The organism is Limnovirga soli, from assembly GCF_013106755.1.
GTDB classification, from domain to species: Bacteria; Bacteroidota; Bacteroidia; order Chitinophagales; family Chitinophagaceae; genus Limnovirga; species Limnovirga soli.
Genome location: NZ_WHPF01000004.1, coordinates 357,826 through 373,569 on the forward strand (window position 1 = coordinate 357,826; position 15,744 = coordinate 373,569).

The 15,744-nt window shown below is 38.9% G+C and carries 9 protein-coding genes; 7 read left to right on the plus strand and 2 right to left on the minus strand.

The genetic code is table 11. The features are described from left to right. Positions 1-42 precede the first annotated feature (42 nt). Positions 43-4,884, plus strand: a complete 4,842-nt coding sequence (locus GD597_RS07035; RefSeq protein WP_171607119.1) for a PKD domain-containing protein — start codon at positions 43-45, stop codon at positions 4,882-4,884. 371 nt (positions 4,885-5,255) lie between these two features. Beyond that, positions 5,256-6,314: a PorP/SprF family type IX secretion system membrane protein gene (locus tag GD597_RS07040; protein WP_171607120.1), complete on the plus strand. Its 1,059-nt coding sequence runs from the start codon at positions 5,256-5,258 to the stop codon at positions 6,312-6,314. Positions 6,315-6,391: 77 nt separating this feature from the next. Here the strand turns inward: GD597_RS07040 and GD597_RS07045 are convergent, their stop codons facing one another. Beyond that, positions 6,392-9,427: a PAS domain S-box protein gene (locus tag GD597_RS07045; protein WP_171607121.1), complete on the minus strand. Its 3,036-nt coding sequence runs from the start codon at positions 9,425-9,427 to the stop codon at positions 6,392-6,394. Positions 9,428-9,872: 445 nt separating this feature from the next. Next, on the minus strand, positions 9,873-10,598 hold the full coding sequence (locus tag GD597_RS07050; RefSeq protein WP_171607122.1) for an RDD family protein: 726 nt from the start codon (positions 10,596-10,598) through the stop codon (positions 9,873-9,875). An 80-nt stretch (positions 10,599-10,678) separates the two neighbouring features. Between GD597_RS07050 and GD597_RS07055 the strand changes: the two genes are divergently transcribed. The 5 genes from GD597_RS07055 (at position 10,679) to GD597_RS07075 (ending at position 15,646) form a co-directional block, all read left to right on the plus strand. Then, positions 10,679-11,713 (plus strand): stage II sporulation protein M, encoded by a 1,035-nt coding sequence (locus GD597_RS07055; RefSeq protein WP_171607123.1) that lies wholly within the window; start codon positions 10,679-10,681, stop codon positions 11,711-11,713. Beyond that, positions 11,680-12,564 (plus strand): hypothetical protein, encoded by an 885-nt coding sequence (locus GD597_RS07060; protein ID WP_171607124.1) that lies wholly within the window; start codon positions 11,680-11,682, stop codon positions 12,562-12,564. The genes GD597_RS07055 and GD597_RS07060 overlap by 34 nt, the downstream gene beginning before the upstream one ends. Positions 12,565-12,783: 219 nt before the next feature. Next, positions 12,784-13,479, plus strand: coding sequence for a hypothetical protein (locus GD597_RS07065; RefSeq protein ID WP_171607125.1), 696 nt, complete (start codon positions 12,784-12,786; stop codon positions 13,477-13,479). Beyond that, positions 13,479-14,672 (plus strand): DUF4350 domain-containing protein, encoded by a 1,194-nt coding sequence (locus tag GD597_RS07070; protein ID WP_171607126.1) that lies wholly within the window; start codon positions 13,479-13,481, stop codon positions 14,670-14,672. Before GD597_RS07065 ends, GD597_RS07070 begins: the two co-directional genes overlap by 1 nt. An 11-nt stretch (positions 14,673-14,683) precedes the next feature. After that, complete coding sequence (locus GD597_RS07075) at positions 14,684-15,646, plus strand: AAA family ATPase (RefSeq protein ID WP_171607127.1); 963 nt, start codon at positions 14,684-14,686, stop codon at positions 15,644-15,646. Positions 15,647-15,744: the final 98 nt, after the last annotated feature.

Genomic DNA, 15,744 nt, shown 5'->3' on the forward strand with positions numbered 1-15,744 from the left:
GCAACTGAAACTATTGAAATAAATAGCACTAGCTGGTTTACTATGAAGGGTAAAAAACAACAAATACGTATAAATCAATGCATTGTTTTGGCAATAGCATTGTTTTGCTATTTGGTACCTGGTGTAGTGAATGCGCAATTAAAAGCAGGGTTTAAAGCATCTGTAACAGCGGGTTGTTCTCCATTGGTGGTAAAGTTTAACGATAATTCCACCGGCGGCCCCACTTCCTGGTTTTGGGATTTGGGAAAAAACACTTCCACTGATCAAAACCCAAGTGCTATTTATATAGACCCCGGCACTTATAGTATAAAACTGATTATAAAAAACAGTACGGGTGCAGACTCTATAATTAAAACGGATTATATTACTGTATACGAAAAACCGTTGATTTTTTTTGATGCCAATATTACTAGGGGCTGCGCACCCTTAGATGTTGTTTTTACAGATACCAGTCTGGCGCAAAGTGGTGATATTGCCCAGCGTATTTGGGATTTTGGCGATGGTACATCTTCCGGAGAGCAGGCGCCGTCTCATACCTACAATATTGCAGATACATTTAATGTAGCACTAACCGTAACAAATAGTTTTGGCTGTAGCCAAACATTGGTAAAGCCAACTTATATTGAAGTGGCCAATCAGCCAGTGGCAGATTTTTCCTATCAATATACCAGCATATGTACGCTGCCTTCAACATTTAAATTTAAGAACCTTACCAGTGCTGACCCTGCCTTTACCTATCAATGGTATTTTGGTGATGGGGGCAGTTCTACCCAGGCAAATCCAAAATATGATTATTCAACAGCGGGTAAATACGATATACAACTAATTGCCACCAATACCACCGGCTGTGTTGATACCATTACCAAAAGTATTGCCATCGGCACACAATCTGCCAATATAATAATGCCTGCTTTTGGTTGTGTAAATAAAGCCATTGTTATGCAGGATTCATCTCAACCCGAAGCACTTTCAGGTGCCTGGGATTTTGGTGATGGCTTTACTGGTGCCGGCCTTACTGTTACCCATAACTATACAGCCCCGGGTAATTATACCGTAACCTATACAGCCAGTTTTGGTGATTGTTCCGGTGAAATAAAGAAAATCATCACCATAAAAGATGCTCCTGTGGCAGCTTTCTCATCGCCCGATAAATTAACAAGCTGCACTGCGCCTTTTCAGGTTTCTTTTGTAAATGAATCTTCCGGGGCAGATAGCTATTTATGGGATTTTGGTGATGGCGCCATTTCTACAGATCAAAACCCCACACATACTTATTTAGTAACAGGGGTATTTACGGTAAAACTTTTAGCATTTAATAATGCTGGGGCCTGTGCGGATACTTATATTATCAAAAATATGGTGAATATTAATCCTCCGAACATTGAGGGTTTTGTAGGCTTGCCTATATCAACCTGCGTACCAGCCACTATAAATTTTGATGCGGTAATTACTACACCAGAGCCTGTTACGGGGCACCAATGGTTTTTTGGAAATGGCGTAACTTCAACTGAAGCAAATCCCGTATACACGTACGATACGGCCGGTGAGTATTCGGTAAAGCTGATAATAACTACAGCCAGCGGTTGTAGCGATACTTTTGAACTGGAAAAAGCTGTAATTGCCACCGAAAAACCTACTGCGAGGTTTACGGCATTCCCTACAAATACCTGTGCCTATAAAGAAGTTCAATTTGCTGATGGATCTTCAAACGATGTGATTTTTTGGGATTGGAATTTTGGCGATGGTGGCACCAGTATAGAGCAAAACCCACTACACCATTATTTGGATACAGGGTATTTTAGAGTACAACTTATAGTAGCCAATAAGGGATGTAAAGACTCTTTGATAATTCCTGATTTTATTTATATTAAACCGCCGGTTGCCAGGTATATAACCAATTTTAACTGTAATAAAAGGTTTGTACGCACATTTAAGGATTTTTCTGTAGCTCCCCAAACCTGGCATTGGGATTTTGGGGATAGTACCACATCGGTATTACAAAATCCCTCTCATACTTATGCAAATCAAGGGGTATATAATGTGCAGTTGATAGTTACCAATGGAGGCTGTTCAGATACTTTAGTAACTCCTGTTACCATAATTGATGCTAACCCCGGGGCCGAAATAACCGCATTGCATTCAAATTTTTGCAAATACGATTCTATACAACTTACTGCTACTAATTACGATCCGGCTTTTATAAAAAGTTTTAAATGGAATTTTGGCGATGGTTCTATCGCAGATTTTAGCCCATTTAATAGTGTTGCATATCATGTGTATAAGCAATCGGGTACTTATGCACCCTTTCTTGTTACGAATGATTTAAATGGTTGTAACGATACGGCAAAAATCCCCAATACCATAGTTAATATTTATGGCCCTACAGCCCTATTTACCAACGATCAGGGAAACTGCATTGATAGTTTGATAAAGTTTAAAGATCAGTCTAAACCAGATATTACCAATGCGATTACTACCTGGATTTGGAATTATGGTGATGGCATAACAGATACACTAACGCAACCACCATTTGAACATAATTATTTTCAATCAGGTTTATTTACACCAATACTAAAAGTAATAGATGCCAATGGTTGCTACGATTCTCTAATAAAACCTGATGCAGTAATTATTACAAAGCCCATTGCAAACTTTAGTTTACAGGATTCCATACGATGTGCTATTGCACCGGCAGAGTTTGTTGACAGTTCAAATGGATTATCACTGAATTATTTATGGGATTTTGGTGATGGACTTACTTCTGGTGCGAGTAACCCAAAGCATTTATATGCGATGGAAGGGGAGTATGACGTAAGCCTTACCATCACTGACCGATTTGGGTGCAAGGATTCAATTACCAAAACTGGCATTATCAGTGTGTCTAACCCGGTAGCACAGTTTAGCGTTTCTGATTCTGCTGCAAATTGTCCGCCATTACCAGTACAAACCACCAATTTGTCTACCAGCATTACTTCCTCTTTTTGGGACTTTGGTGATGGTAATTCATCCAATCTTGAAAATCCATTTAGAATTTATAACGAGCCCGGTATTTATACCATGCAGTTAATAGTGCATGGATATGGCCCCTGTTACGATACCGCTACTAAGGTAATAAGCCTTAAAGGGCCTGCAGGTAGTTTTACACATACCCAGCAATCTAATTGCTTTCCTGTTACGGTAAATTTTAAAGCCAATACAAAAAATACAATTGCCTATACCTGGGATTTTGGCGATGGTGCGCTTACTAGCACTACAGCCGATTCCGTGAGCTACGATTATAAATCGCCAGGTGTTTATATTCCCAGGTTAATTATTGAAGATATTGGTGGCTGTCAGGTAGCATTAGAAAGTATTGATACCATTAAAATACTGGGTGTTAATCCTGCCTTTGAGTATTTTAATTCTGTAGGCTGCGATTCTTCAGCAGTGGTTTTTGCCGATTCTTCAAAAATTGCTTCGGTAGACCAGGTAATTTCGAGAGTTTGGGATTTTGGTGATGGCAATCAATCCACAGCCGCTACGCCCTTACATTATTATACCAATGTAGGCACTTACACCAGTACATTAACATTTTTAACCCAAAAGGGCTGCTCTGGCACCGCATCGCAGGATATTACTATTCTAATTAATCAGGCGCCATTAGTAAATGCGCAAATTCCAGATACTTTATGCCTAAATGCTACGGGTAATTTTACTGCACAGGAAGTAGCCAATATTCCAGAAGCAGTATCTTGGTTGTGGAACTTTGGCAACAATAGCACTGATGCCAACCCAACTACTACTTACGCATTTACAACAGCGGGATTATACAATGTATCCATACAGGCCACAGCTACTACTGGTTGTGCTGATACCATCACCAAACAGCTTAGGGTATTGCCTGCACCACCTGTATTCGCCGGCAGCGATACTACTGTTTGCAAGTTTGTACCCGCCATTTTGCATCCATCCGGCGCCATAGACTATGTGTGGAATGCCGATGCATTTTTAAACTGTAGCAATTGTGCCAACCCACAGGCTTTGCCTGATAGCACCCGTATTTTTATTGTAACCGGTACCGATCAGTTTGGGTGCACGGCCAGCGATTCTGTGCAAATAAATATTGTGCAGCCTGTTTATATTAATCTGGCTGCCAGCGGCGATACTTTGTGCCAGGGTAATAGTGTACAATTAAATGCCAGCGGTGCTAGTTTTTATAGCTGGCAACCTGTCACAGGTTTAAATAGTGCCAGTATTGCCAATCCCATTGCATCCCCTTCCGGCAGCATTGTGTATACTGTTATTGGCAGTTCTGATATAAACAATTGCTTTACTGATACTGCTACCGTAAATATTCTGGTGGCGCCAAACCCCGTATTTAGTATAAAAGATACCATGGTAACCATTAATGTGGGTTCTTCCTATACCATTTTAACCGATAATTCGGCCGATATTAACCAATGGTCCTGGCTGCCGCCTGCGGGTTTATCCTGTTCCAACTGTCCGCAGCCGGTGGCGCAACCAAAAGCCAGTATAAGTTATCATGTAGAAGTAGCCAACCAATTTGGCTGTAAGGCAACAGGTAATATCAGTTTCGAAGTAATTTGCAATAACACCAATATTTTTATTCCCAACACTTTTTCGCCCAATGGCGATGGGGTGAATGATTATTTCTATCCACGTGGAAAGGGGTTATACACCCTTAAATCTATACGCATATTTAATCGTTGGGGCGGGGTGGTTTTTGCAGGTAACAATATTTTGCCCGAATCGGAAAAAGATGGTTGGAATGGAAAGGTAAACAATATGCCACAACCATCAGATGTGTATGTGTATGTGATAGAAGTGTTATGTGATAATGGTACTGTACTTAATTATAAGGGCAGCCTTACATTAATAAGGTGATTTTTTGGGACAGACTGCAGATATATAATGAGGCTGCTGTTGCCACGCTCGGTTCAGGGTTCTGTTTATATGGCAGCAACAGAAAGGTAATGTGTTGTATTTATTGCTGCCATGGTTTTAACCGTACAAGTGTGCGACGCAAATGGGCATAATAGCCATTGTGTAGCCGGGTACATAATATTTAATGTTTTTAATAATCGTTTTAGCAATGATAAACGTAGATACACGTAGCAAACCATTTATAGTATTAAACCTACAAAGTTTATCAATGCAATATTACAGAGGCAAGTGCCAGGGCATAACTAACTTTACCATATTAAAACACCAGCTGGTAAAACAGCATAGTGTATTATCTGCCTAATAGTACTACCATGAAACCTACCATTTTACATATTCAAAAACTGCTGGTGCGCCTTGCCCTGTTGGGCTGTGTGCTGGTATTTGGTACTGTTGGGGTGCAGGCACAAGACCCACATATTTCACAATTTTTTGAAGCCCCTTTATTACGCAACCCTTCTTTAGCCGGATTATTTGAAGGCGATATAAGAATACAGGGTGTTTACCGTAATCAGTGGGGTAGTGTTACCACACCCTATCAAACCGGATCTTTTAATGTGGAGTATAAACAACCCATAGGGAAAGCCAATGACTATATTACTACCGGTGTAGAAGTTTTATATGATAAAGCAGGTATTACCAATTTTACCACTTCAAATATTTACCCTGCCTTAAACTACCATAAAGCCTTAAGTGGCGATAAAACAAAATATCTTTCTTTAGGTGCCATGGGAGGTTATGTTCAAAGAAGAATTGACCGTTCTAAAATGACCACAAACAGCCAATATGGCCCCAATGGTTATAACCCATCTTTACCAGATGGAGAAACTTTTTCTACCACCAATTATCATTATTGGGATGGTAGTTTTGGTATGTCGTTTAATTCATCTATAAATGGCAGTGAAATTGATAATTATTTTGTGGGACTTGCCTATCACCATTTTAACAGGCCGCTAAATTCTTTTTATAAAAACCCACCGGTGGAATTACAGCCAAAACTGGTAGCATCCGTTGGGGCCAGGTTTACAGCCAGTGAAACCTCGTATATCACTGTACAGGCTGATATTTCTAAGCAGGGCGAATACCATGAAACCATTGCCGGCGCTACCTATTCCCTAAAAATTGGGGATGATTATGATGACCCGGATTATATACTGCACCTGGGCGGTTATCTGCGTTGGAAAGATGCATTTATTCCTTTTATAAAACTGGATTATAAACCACTATCGCTGGGTTTTAGTTATGATGCCAATATATCTCAGTTAAAAACGGCCAGCCAGGGCCGCGGTGGTTTTGAGCTTTCAGTATCCTATGCCGGTTTTCTTGACCGTGGCAATAGCACCAAAGATGCTGTTGTTTGCCCAAGATTTTAAGCTTCGTTTTGGCAGAATAAAAAAGCTTTTATAAAGGTGTACAAATTGGTATAAATGCAGAAGTAAATAGCGGTTCCCTATTTTTTTAGGGTAAAATAAAAAGTACTGCCTTCGCCAAAAGTAGAATCTACCCAAATTTTTCCCTTATGTATTTCAACAATTTTTTTGCACAGGGCCAAACCAATTCCGGTTCCTGAATATTGGCTTTTGCTATGTAGCCTCTGAAATACCTCGAATATCTTTTCAAAATGTGCGGGCATTATGCCTATGCCATTATCTTTTATAAAAAATAAATGGTGCCCGGGCTCTTCTTTATATCCAATTTCTATTTGTGGTACTGTGCCATGGTGTTGGTATTTTATGGCATTCGTAATCAGGTTTTGCAATAATTCAGTTATCAAAGTTTTGTTGGCGGTAATAATGGGCATTTGTTTAATGTTTATCTCCGCTTTGCTATTGTCAATTGGATCGCTTAATACCCTAAGAATATAGGATAATAAATCGTTTATATCGATTGCTGTAAATTCTTCTTTATTGGTGCCAACTCTTGAGTACTGCAACAGGTCAGAAATTAAAATTTTCATTCTGGTTGCACCCTCAATGGCAAAATGAATGTAATCGTGTGTTTTATCTTCTGGATTACCCGGAATTTTTTTCTCCAGTAAATGCAAAAAACTGTCTATCATGCGCAATGGCTCCTGTAAATCGTGACTCGCTACATACGCAAAATTTTCAAGATCCGCATTGGAAGCTTTTAATTCATTTACATATTGCTTTAGCATTTCATCTTTAGCCTTATTAGCAGTTATATCGCGGCTAATGCCAAATAAACCGGTAACATTACCCCCGGCATCAAATAATGGCCATTTGTTGGTGTTAACCCATTTGGTATTACCCAGGGTATCTAAATAAGGATCTGTTTTATCCAATAATGGTTTTCCATCTCTAAGAACAGGTATTTCTTCTTCTGCATAAATTTCAGCAATTGAACGGGGAAAAACTTCCAGGTCGTGTTTGCCAATCATATCTTTCCAATGCTTGTGACCAGTGATATTGGCCAGTGTTTGGCTGCAAAATCTAAACCTGCTATTGATGTCTTTATAATAAATAAAATCTGTTGTATTTTCCAGGAAGTTGATAAAATCCCTGTACAGTTCATAAATTTTTTCTTCAGCCTTTTTTTGTTCGGTAATATCTTCTTTTATGGCCAGAAAATGTGTAGTGATACCTTTTTCATTTACTATAGGGGTAATTTTTGCACTCTCCCAGTATAAGTCGCCATTTTTTTTCTTGTTATTAAACTCGCCCTGCCAGGCTTTTCCGGCTATAAGTGTGTCCCACATGTTTTTGTAATCGCCTTCACTTTTATTACCTGATTTTAAAATACGTGGGGTTTTACCAATCGCTTCTGCAAAGCTGTATCCTGTAATATCAATAAATTTTTTATTTACATATTCTATATTCCCATTAATATCGGTAATTACTATTGAAACGGGGCTTTGTTCAACCGCGAGAGAAAGCTGGCGCATCCACTGCCTGTTTTTGTTATATTCAGTTGTGTCTGTAATAAACCCATGCCATAAAATGCTACCATCTGCTTCTTTTTCAGGTATGGATTTTCCGTACAATACCCTGGTGCTATCATCCTCAAATTTAACCCTGTATTCATGTTGCCATGGAGCAAGGTTTTGGGCAGAAATTTTAATACTTTCCACCACTGCTTCAATATCATCAGGGTGTATTTTTTCAAAAACTTTTGAGGCGTCGTCAATTACTTCTTCCGGGCTTAGCTGGTATATGTTTTTTATCGATTCACTGGCATAGGGAAAAGAGGAACTGCCATCTGGCTTTAACCTATATTGATAAACCACACCAGGCAATTGTTTGGCAATTTTTATCAACTTGTCCAATGCTTCCTTTTGGTTAATAGTAGCCAGTTTTTGTTCGGTTATATCCTGGTTTAGTCCTAATAATTTTATTGGCTTCCCATCCTCATAAACAAAATCTGCAATTGCTTTTACCCAACGTATGGCCCCATCAGGTCTTATTAGCCTGTATTCAATGGTTTGGCCAATACCCGTTTTCAAGGTTTGTTCTGCAGCTTCCTTTAATATGTGCCGGTCTTGTGGATGAATTATTTTTTCCAAGAGAGAAGAAAACGTTCCATCATATTCTGTATCGCTAATCCCAAAAATGTTTAAAACTTCTGGTGAATTGGTAAGCTTATCAGTAACAAAATCCCACTCCCAGCTACCAATTTTAGCCGTTTCATGTGCATGCCTCAAGTTTATTTCGCTCTCTTGTAATGCCGCTTCTATTTTTTTGTTTTCACTAATATCAATATGAATTCCAGACATTAACACCGGATAGCCGTTAGCATCCCATTCGTGTACGCAACCCCGGTCTGTTACCCACACCCAATGCCCATCCCGGTGTTTCATCCTCATGTCGCACTGGTAAAAGTCGGTTTCGTGATCAAAGTGTTTATTTAATATTGTTTCTGCCTTTTTAAAATCTTCTGGATGTGTAAATTTTTTCCAGGTTTCAATGGAAACCGGAGAAATTTCCTCCAGGCTATATCCAATTATACCAGCCCAGCGTTCATTAAAAATGGTAGCCCCGGTTTTAATATTCCATTCCCATGTAGCTGCATTGGTTCCATTTAAAATATCAAATAACCTTCTTTTGTCATTTTTAAGTATTTCATCCTTTATTTTTCGTTGGGTAATATCCCTTGCAGCAGCATATAAATATTTGTAACCCTCTAATTCAATTCCAACTGCATTTATTTCTACGTCAATGCATTCACCATTTTTGCACCTGTGTTTGGTTTCAAAAATGGCGGGCTCTTTTAAAAGTGTTGCTATTTTGTTTTGTAATGCACCTTTTTCCCAAATGGCATCCCAATCAGCTACATGTAAATGTTGTATTTCCTCATTGCTATAGCCAAGTAGATGGCAAAATTTTTCATTGGCATCTACCAGATTGCCGCTCTCATCCAATATATGCACGGCATCATTCGAAGTATTGAGTAACACCTGACAATACAATGATAAGGACGAGTTTTTTTTCTGGCGCAGAAAGAAAGCTTTTGAAGTATTATCCTTTTCCATATTTACCTCCAGGGCATTGAGGAATTTGCTGACTAATATAATCGGGTACGTAAGAAACGATAGTAAAGGTAGGCTCGTATATATTGGAATTCTATGATATTTAACAGGTAAAATGCCTGTTTTTATTTTTTACCGGGCAAATTAGCAAGATTGGACTTTACTTGCGTCGCACACTGGTGCGCTATCGCATTTGGCAGCTTTTAAAGGCAATGAAAGTTGGGCAGCTATTTATAACAAATAATTATTGCAGCAATTGAACATAGATTGGGTAAATCATGAATGCTGCTATTTAAAAAATGTTATTATAGTAAATGCTGATGTAATTTAAATTTCCTCAGCTGCCCCTTTTTTAACAATAACTGCTGAATAGAATTACCCGCCGTACAAGTGTGCGACGCAAGTAAAGCCGCCATTATATTTGCTGTTTGGGTCATAACCCAACATGCTATAATTGGGCGGTTAAATGATTATAATCTGAAAGAATGGTATGTAAAAAATCAATAGCATCTGGTTGCTGGCTCATAATCCCCAACACCTGTTCAATTTTTTCTTTGGTTTGTAATGCCAGCATGGTATTTCCTGTTTTAGCCACGTTATTTAATACTTCTTTTACCAATTGCATATCGCCATCTTTAAGATGCACAACTTCAGGATACCGTGCTATATAATTTTCGGCCACCACCGGTGTAAAAATAGTTTCCTGAATGGCTGTTTTGGGTTTTAGTTTTACCAGGGTAGTGCCTGCAACAAGGTCGCCAACTCGCTGGTGTTTTTCTGTAACGGCAATGGTAATGGTACCCACCACAAAACTAAAAGACCATAAATCTATTAACCTAAACAACCAGCGGGCCAGGTATTGCCCAAAAGAAGGTTGGTTGCCATTTAAACTTATTACTTTAATACCCATTACCCTTTTGCCCACAGTTTGGCCATTAAAAAAAATTTCGCTTAATAAGCTGTAAAAAGCAATAGGTAAAAAAAAGCTTATAAAAATCCAGCTGGATGATGTGCCCAAAGAATCACCTACAAAGCTTATAAGCATGGCGGCCACGAAAAAGTAAGCCAAAAAAATACCCAGATCTACAAGGGTTGCAACTATTCTGTCGCCAATGCTGGCAAGGGTATATTCTAATGAGATGTTTTGGGTGGTGGTAATTGCTATTGTTGCCATGCATCAAAGATGTGTAAATAAATTTTATTTTCCATGTTTGTATTGATTAAGCCTTTATTTTTATGCTACATTAAAAACCCATGCGAGAAGCTCAGTTTCTACAACAAAATGCCGAAAAATGGAAACAATACGAAGCCGAAATGGCTGCAGGTATTGCCACAGATATTATGGCAGAACGCTTTGTGGAGCTTACAGATGACCTTTCTTATGCCCGCACTTTTTACCCCGAAAGCAATACCACCCGGTATTTAAACGGATTGGCAGCTCAATTTCACCAAAAAATTTACCGGAATAAAAAGGAAAAAAAAGGACGTATTTACTGGTTTTGGCAATTTGAGTTACCCTTTTTGTTTAAACAATACCAAAAGCAGTTTTTTATTTCATTTGTATTCTTTGTGCTTTTTGCCTTAATGGGCGCCATATCTGCCAAGTACGACGATAATTTTATCAGGCTAATTCTGGGCGATGAATATGTAAACATGACCAAAAATAATATTGAAAAAGGCGACCCTTTTGGTGTTTATAAGCAGGGCGATGCGGTGGGTATGTTTTTTTCTATTGCCTATAATAATATTTCCGTTTCGTTTTTTGGGTATGTATTGGGCATATTTATTTCGCTTGGCAGCATTTGGTTGTTGTTTAATAATGGTATTATGATGGGGGCTTTTCAATATTATTTTATATCCAAACACCTGGGCACCAAATTTATGCTGGTAGTTTTTATACATGGTACGCTGGAGTTATGGAGCATAATCATTGCCGGTGCAGCCGGTATGATTTTGGGCAACAGTATTCTCTTTCCAGGTACCTATAGCCGTGCCGCCTCTATTGCCCGTGGCGGAAAGGATGGTTTAAAAATTGTACTGGGCCTGATCCCTATGTTTTTAACTGCCGCTTTTCTGGAAAGCTTTGTAACACGTTATACCGAAATGCCTTTAGGCATAAGCCTGTTTATTTTACTGGGTTCGGCTGCCTTTATCATCTGGTATTTTATCATTTACCCCAACCGTCTGCATGCTCGTATGCAACAGGCCAAAACAAATCAATTAAACACTGCTTCAACAAATAAAAACTTTACTGCATGGCTCAACAAAAAATTCAACTTGGCAAGCTGAGGGATTTTGGCGAAAACTTTAGCGATACATTCCAGTTTATTAAACAGGAATTTAAACCTTTAATTACCTGCTTCCTGGTTATCTCAGGCTTTTTTATATTATCCAGTTCTATATTGGGTGGCTTATATCAAAAAGATGCATTTGGCTTTTTAGACCAATTCCAACCTGGTCTAAATAGTATACCGCAACGTGGTTTGTCAGAAACTTTCACCATTGGGTATTTTGCCTTTCTGATTGTTACGGTTTTAAATATTTCGGTTATGCGCACAGTAGTGGCCGTGTATATGAAATTGTACGACGAAACCGGTGAATCGCCCAGTATTCAGGAAGTATGGAATATGTTTGCCCGTTATTTTTTCCGCATTTTTTTATATTCCATTCCACAGTTTATTTTAATTATGGTAGGCATGATTTTTTGCCTTGCTCCCGGTATTTATTTTATGGTGGTTTTGTTGCCTTATCCATTTATGGTAGTAAATGAAAACGTATCATTTACCGAGTCGTTTAACCGCAGCATTTACCTCATAAAAGAAAACTTCTGGGTATCTCTGGGTACTTATTTTGTGGCTTATATCATTTATGCTGTAAGCTCTTCTGTAATTGGATTAATGATAGGCGCAATATTTGGAGTAGGTTCTTATTTATCTACCGGCGAATTAAGTTCTGCCGCTGCTTATGTAACCGCTGTATTAAGTTTGGTACAGTATGTTTTTTATATTGTATTCTTTGTATCGGTAGGCTTACATTATTATCATTTGGTAGAACAGAAAGACGGTACCGGATTAACGAAGCGCCTGGAAACTCTGGGAGATAATTCCGGAACTAATACCAGCATAGAAGAACAGTATTAATAAAAGTCCATATTGTATTAATATTTTTTTTGAACCGGGCAGTATAACAAAAATCAATTGTACTTGCGTCGCACACTTGTACGTTCAGGGCTTAACGCAGCAATCAACAGCCATTAAAGAGTATCATTCCTGAACACAGTTAAGTGGTTAATGGCGATTCGCTTTAAGCGGCTAGTAGAAAACCGGATAGAATTATAATAGGGTATAATTAAAAAAGCTATGAAAGCAGGGTTGTTTATTTTATTTTTTCTAACCTGTATTTGTTGTGGGGCACAGCAAAAACCATTGTATGATTCTGCACTGGTGCAAACCCGTGAATTTAATGCAACCACCATAGAAAAATATAAGGAAAGCAGCAGCTTTAAATACCAGAACGAACTGGCAGAATCGCCTTCTCTATGGGATATGTTTTGGCACTGGTTTTGGAAAACCTATGACAATATCATGAAAACCGAGGGTGGCAGAACTACCATGAAAGTCATCTACTGGTTACTGGCCCTGGGGGCACTTGCTTTTTTTGTATATAAAATCAGAACCATGAACCGTGTGGCATTATTTGAATCAGTTGCCAGCCAGCAAACACCCTGGTATGCAGAAGAAGAAAATATACATGCCATTTCTTTTGAAGAAGCCATTGCTAAAGCAGTAGAGGAAGAAAATTACCGGCTGGCCATACGCCTGCATTACCTGCAATGTTTAAAAATAGTAAGCGATAAAAACATTATTGCCTGGTTGCCCAATAAAACCAATAGCGCCTATTTAAACGAAATGAAAGGCACTGATTATTACCAGCCATTTAAAGCTATTACCTATATTTTTGAAAAAGCATGGTATGGTAATAGCGCAGTTTTACCACAGGAATATGAGCAAATAAGCGAACAGTTTAACCAGTTTAACAAACAAATGCAGGCATAGTGAAAGAGAAAAAGGGCAATAAAATATTCATCATCTTGTTTGCAGCATTGCTGGTGCTGTATATGATTGCGCAAGCCAATATGCCGCAAAAATTTGATTGGAGCATAAGCCTGCGCAATAACGATAAAAACCCTTTTGGAGCCTATATTACTTATACAGAATTAAATCAGTTATTTCCAAAGGCGGAAATCACCAGCCAACGAATACCAGCGTATAATCTGTTGCACGATGCAAATAAAAATAATGCAGCTTATATACTAATTAACCCCGAGTTTAACCCCGGGAAACTAGATATAGAAGCCCTGCTTGATTTTGCAGCAGCCGGCAATACAGTTTTTATTGCCGCTATTGATATTGATAAAAAACTTAAAGACACGCTGGGTATAAGTATGAACGATGGATATGAATTTGCCGCCAAAGATTCTACTTCCATCAACCTGGTAAACCCTGCATTAAAAAGCCCGGCTAATTACACTTTCTTAAAACAAACTATTGATGGATTTTTCGATACTTTAAAAACACCAGCTACTACAACCATATTGGGTGTTAAGCAAAGTAACAATCCCAATTTTATTCGGGTTAAATTTGGTAAAGGCCAAATATTGCTGCATGCGGCTCCGGTATGTTTTAGCAATTATTTTATGCTAACGGATAATAACAAAGCATACACCGCAAAAGCCTTATCCTATATTCCCTCAACTGTACAGGAAGTAATTTGGGATGAATACTATAAATCAGGCCGGTTGGGTTCGTCATCTATGGTACGCTTTTTTTTAAGTGATGCTTTTTTATCATGGGCCTGGTACCTTACCCTTGCAGCATTGGTTATTTATGTGTTATTCGAAATAAAAAGGCGGCAACGTATTATTCCTGTTATAGAACCACTACGCAACACCACTCTCGATTTTGTAGAAACCGTGTCATCAGTATATTATAGTCAGCATGATAATAACAGTATTGCCCGTAAAAAAGTGCAGTTTTGGTTCGATCATATCCGCCGGCATTATTACCTGCCCACCACCCATACAGATGAAGTATTTGTACAACAATTGCATCGCAAAAGTGGTGCGCCATTGCCTTTAATACAATCTATACTGGAACTGGTAAAAAAGGTAGAAATGCAACCGGTTGTAACAGACGATGTGTTGCTGGCTATAAGTAATAAAATAGATGAATTTTATACATTTTCCTAAACAGAATAATTATGGAAGAAATGACAAATGTGGCACAACTAAATGATGCAGTAGCAAATATTAAAACTGCCATTGGAAAGATAATAGTAGGGCAGGAGCGTATGGTTGAATTGCTGATTGCTGCCTTGCTGGCTGATGGCCATGTGCTAATTGAAGGTGTACCAGGTGTGGCCAAAACCCTTACGGCAAAATTACTGGCCCGTTGTATTCAGGTACCATTTAGCCGCATACAATTTACCCCCGATCTTATGCCCAGCGATGTGATTGGCACTTCAGTGTTTAATCCCCAAAACGGTAGCTTTAGTTTTAAGCAGGGCCCTGTATTCAGCAATATTGTGTTGATTGATGAGATAAACCGTTCTCCGGCTAAAACCCAGGCCGCTTTGTTCGAGGTAATGGAAGAAAAGCAAATTACCTACGATGGTACCCGCTATACTATGCCGCAACCTTTTATGGTGCTGGCCACCCAAAACCCCGTTGAGCACGAAGGTACTTACCGTTTACCCGAGGCTCAATTGGATAGATTTTTATTTAAAATAGAAGTAAAATACCCCACACCCGATGAGGAAGTAAAAATTTTGCAACTGGCCGATAAGGGCCTTAACCAACATTATGAAGAAGCTGTTCAGCCAGTTTTAAATGGAAACGAAATCATCTATTTCAGGCAGTTGGTAAGCAATATTCATATCGAGGAAAAAGTGATGCGCTATATAGCCAGTTTGGTGTACGAAACGCGCAATAATAAATCGCTTTTTCTGGGTGCCAGCCCACGGGCATCCGTGGCGGTTTTAAAATCGGCAAAAGCGATGGCCGCCATTAATGGCCGCGATTTTGTAAACCCCGATGATGTATTAAGCGTGTTGCATGCCGTACTTTGTCACCGCATTATTTTAACCCCCGAAAAAGAAATGGAAGGCGGTACACCGGCAGATGTAATATCCGACATTGCCAAAAAAATAGAAGTGCCGCGATAGGTTAATAAATATTTCGAGCCAGACTGTAAACAAGCATGAAGCTTTACTTGCGTCGCACTCTTGTGCGGTTGGTAATGCATGCAGCAAATGGATTTTGA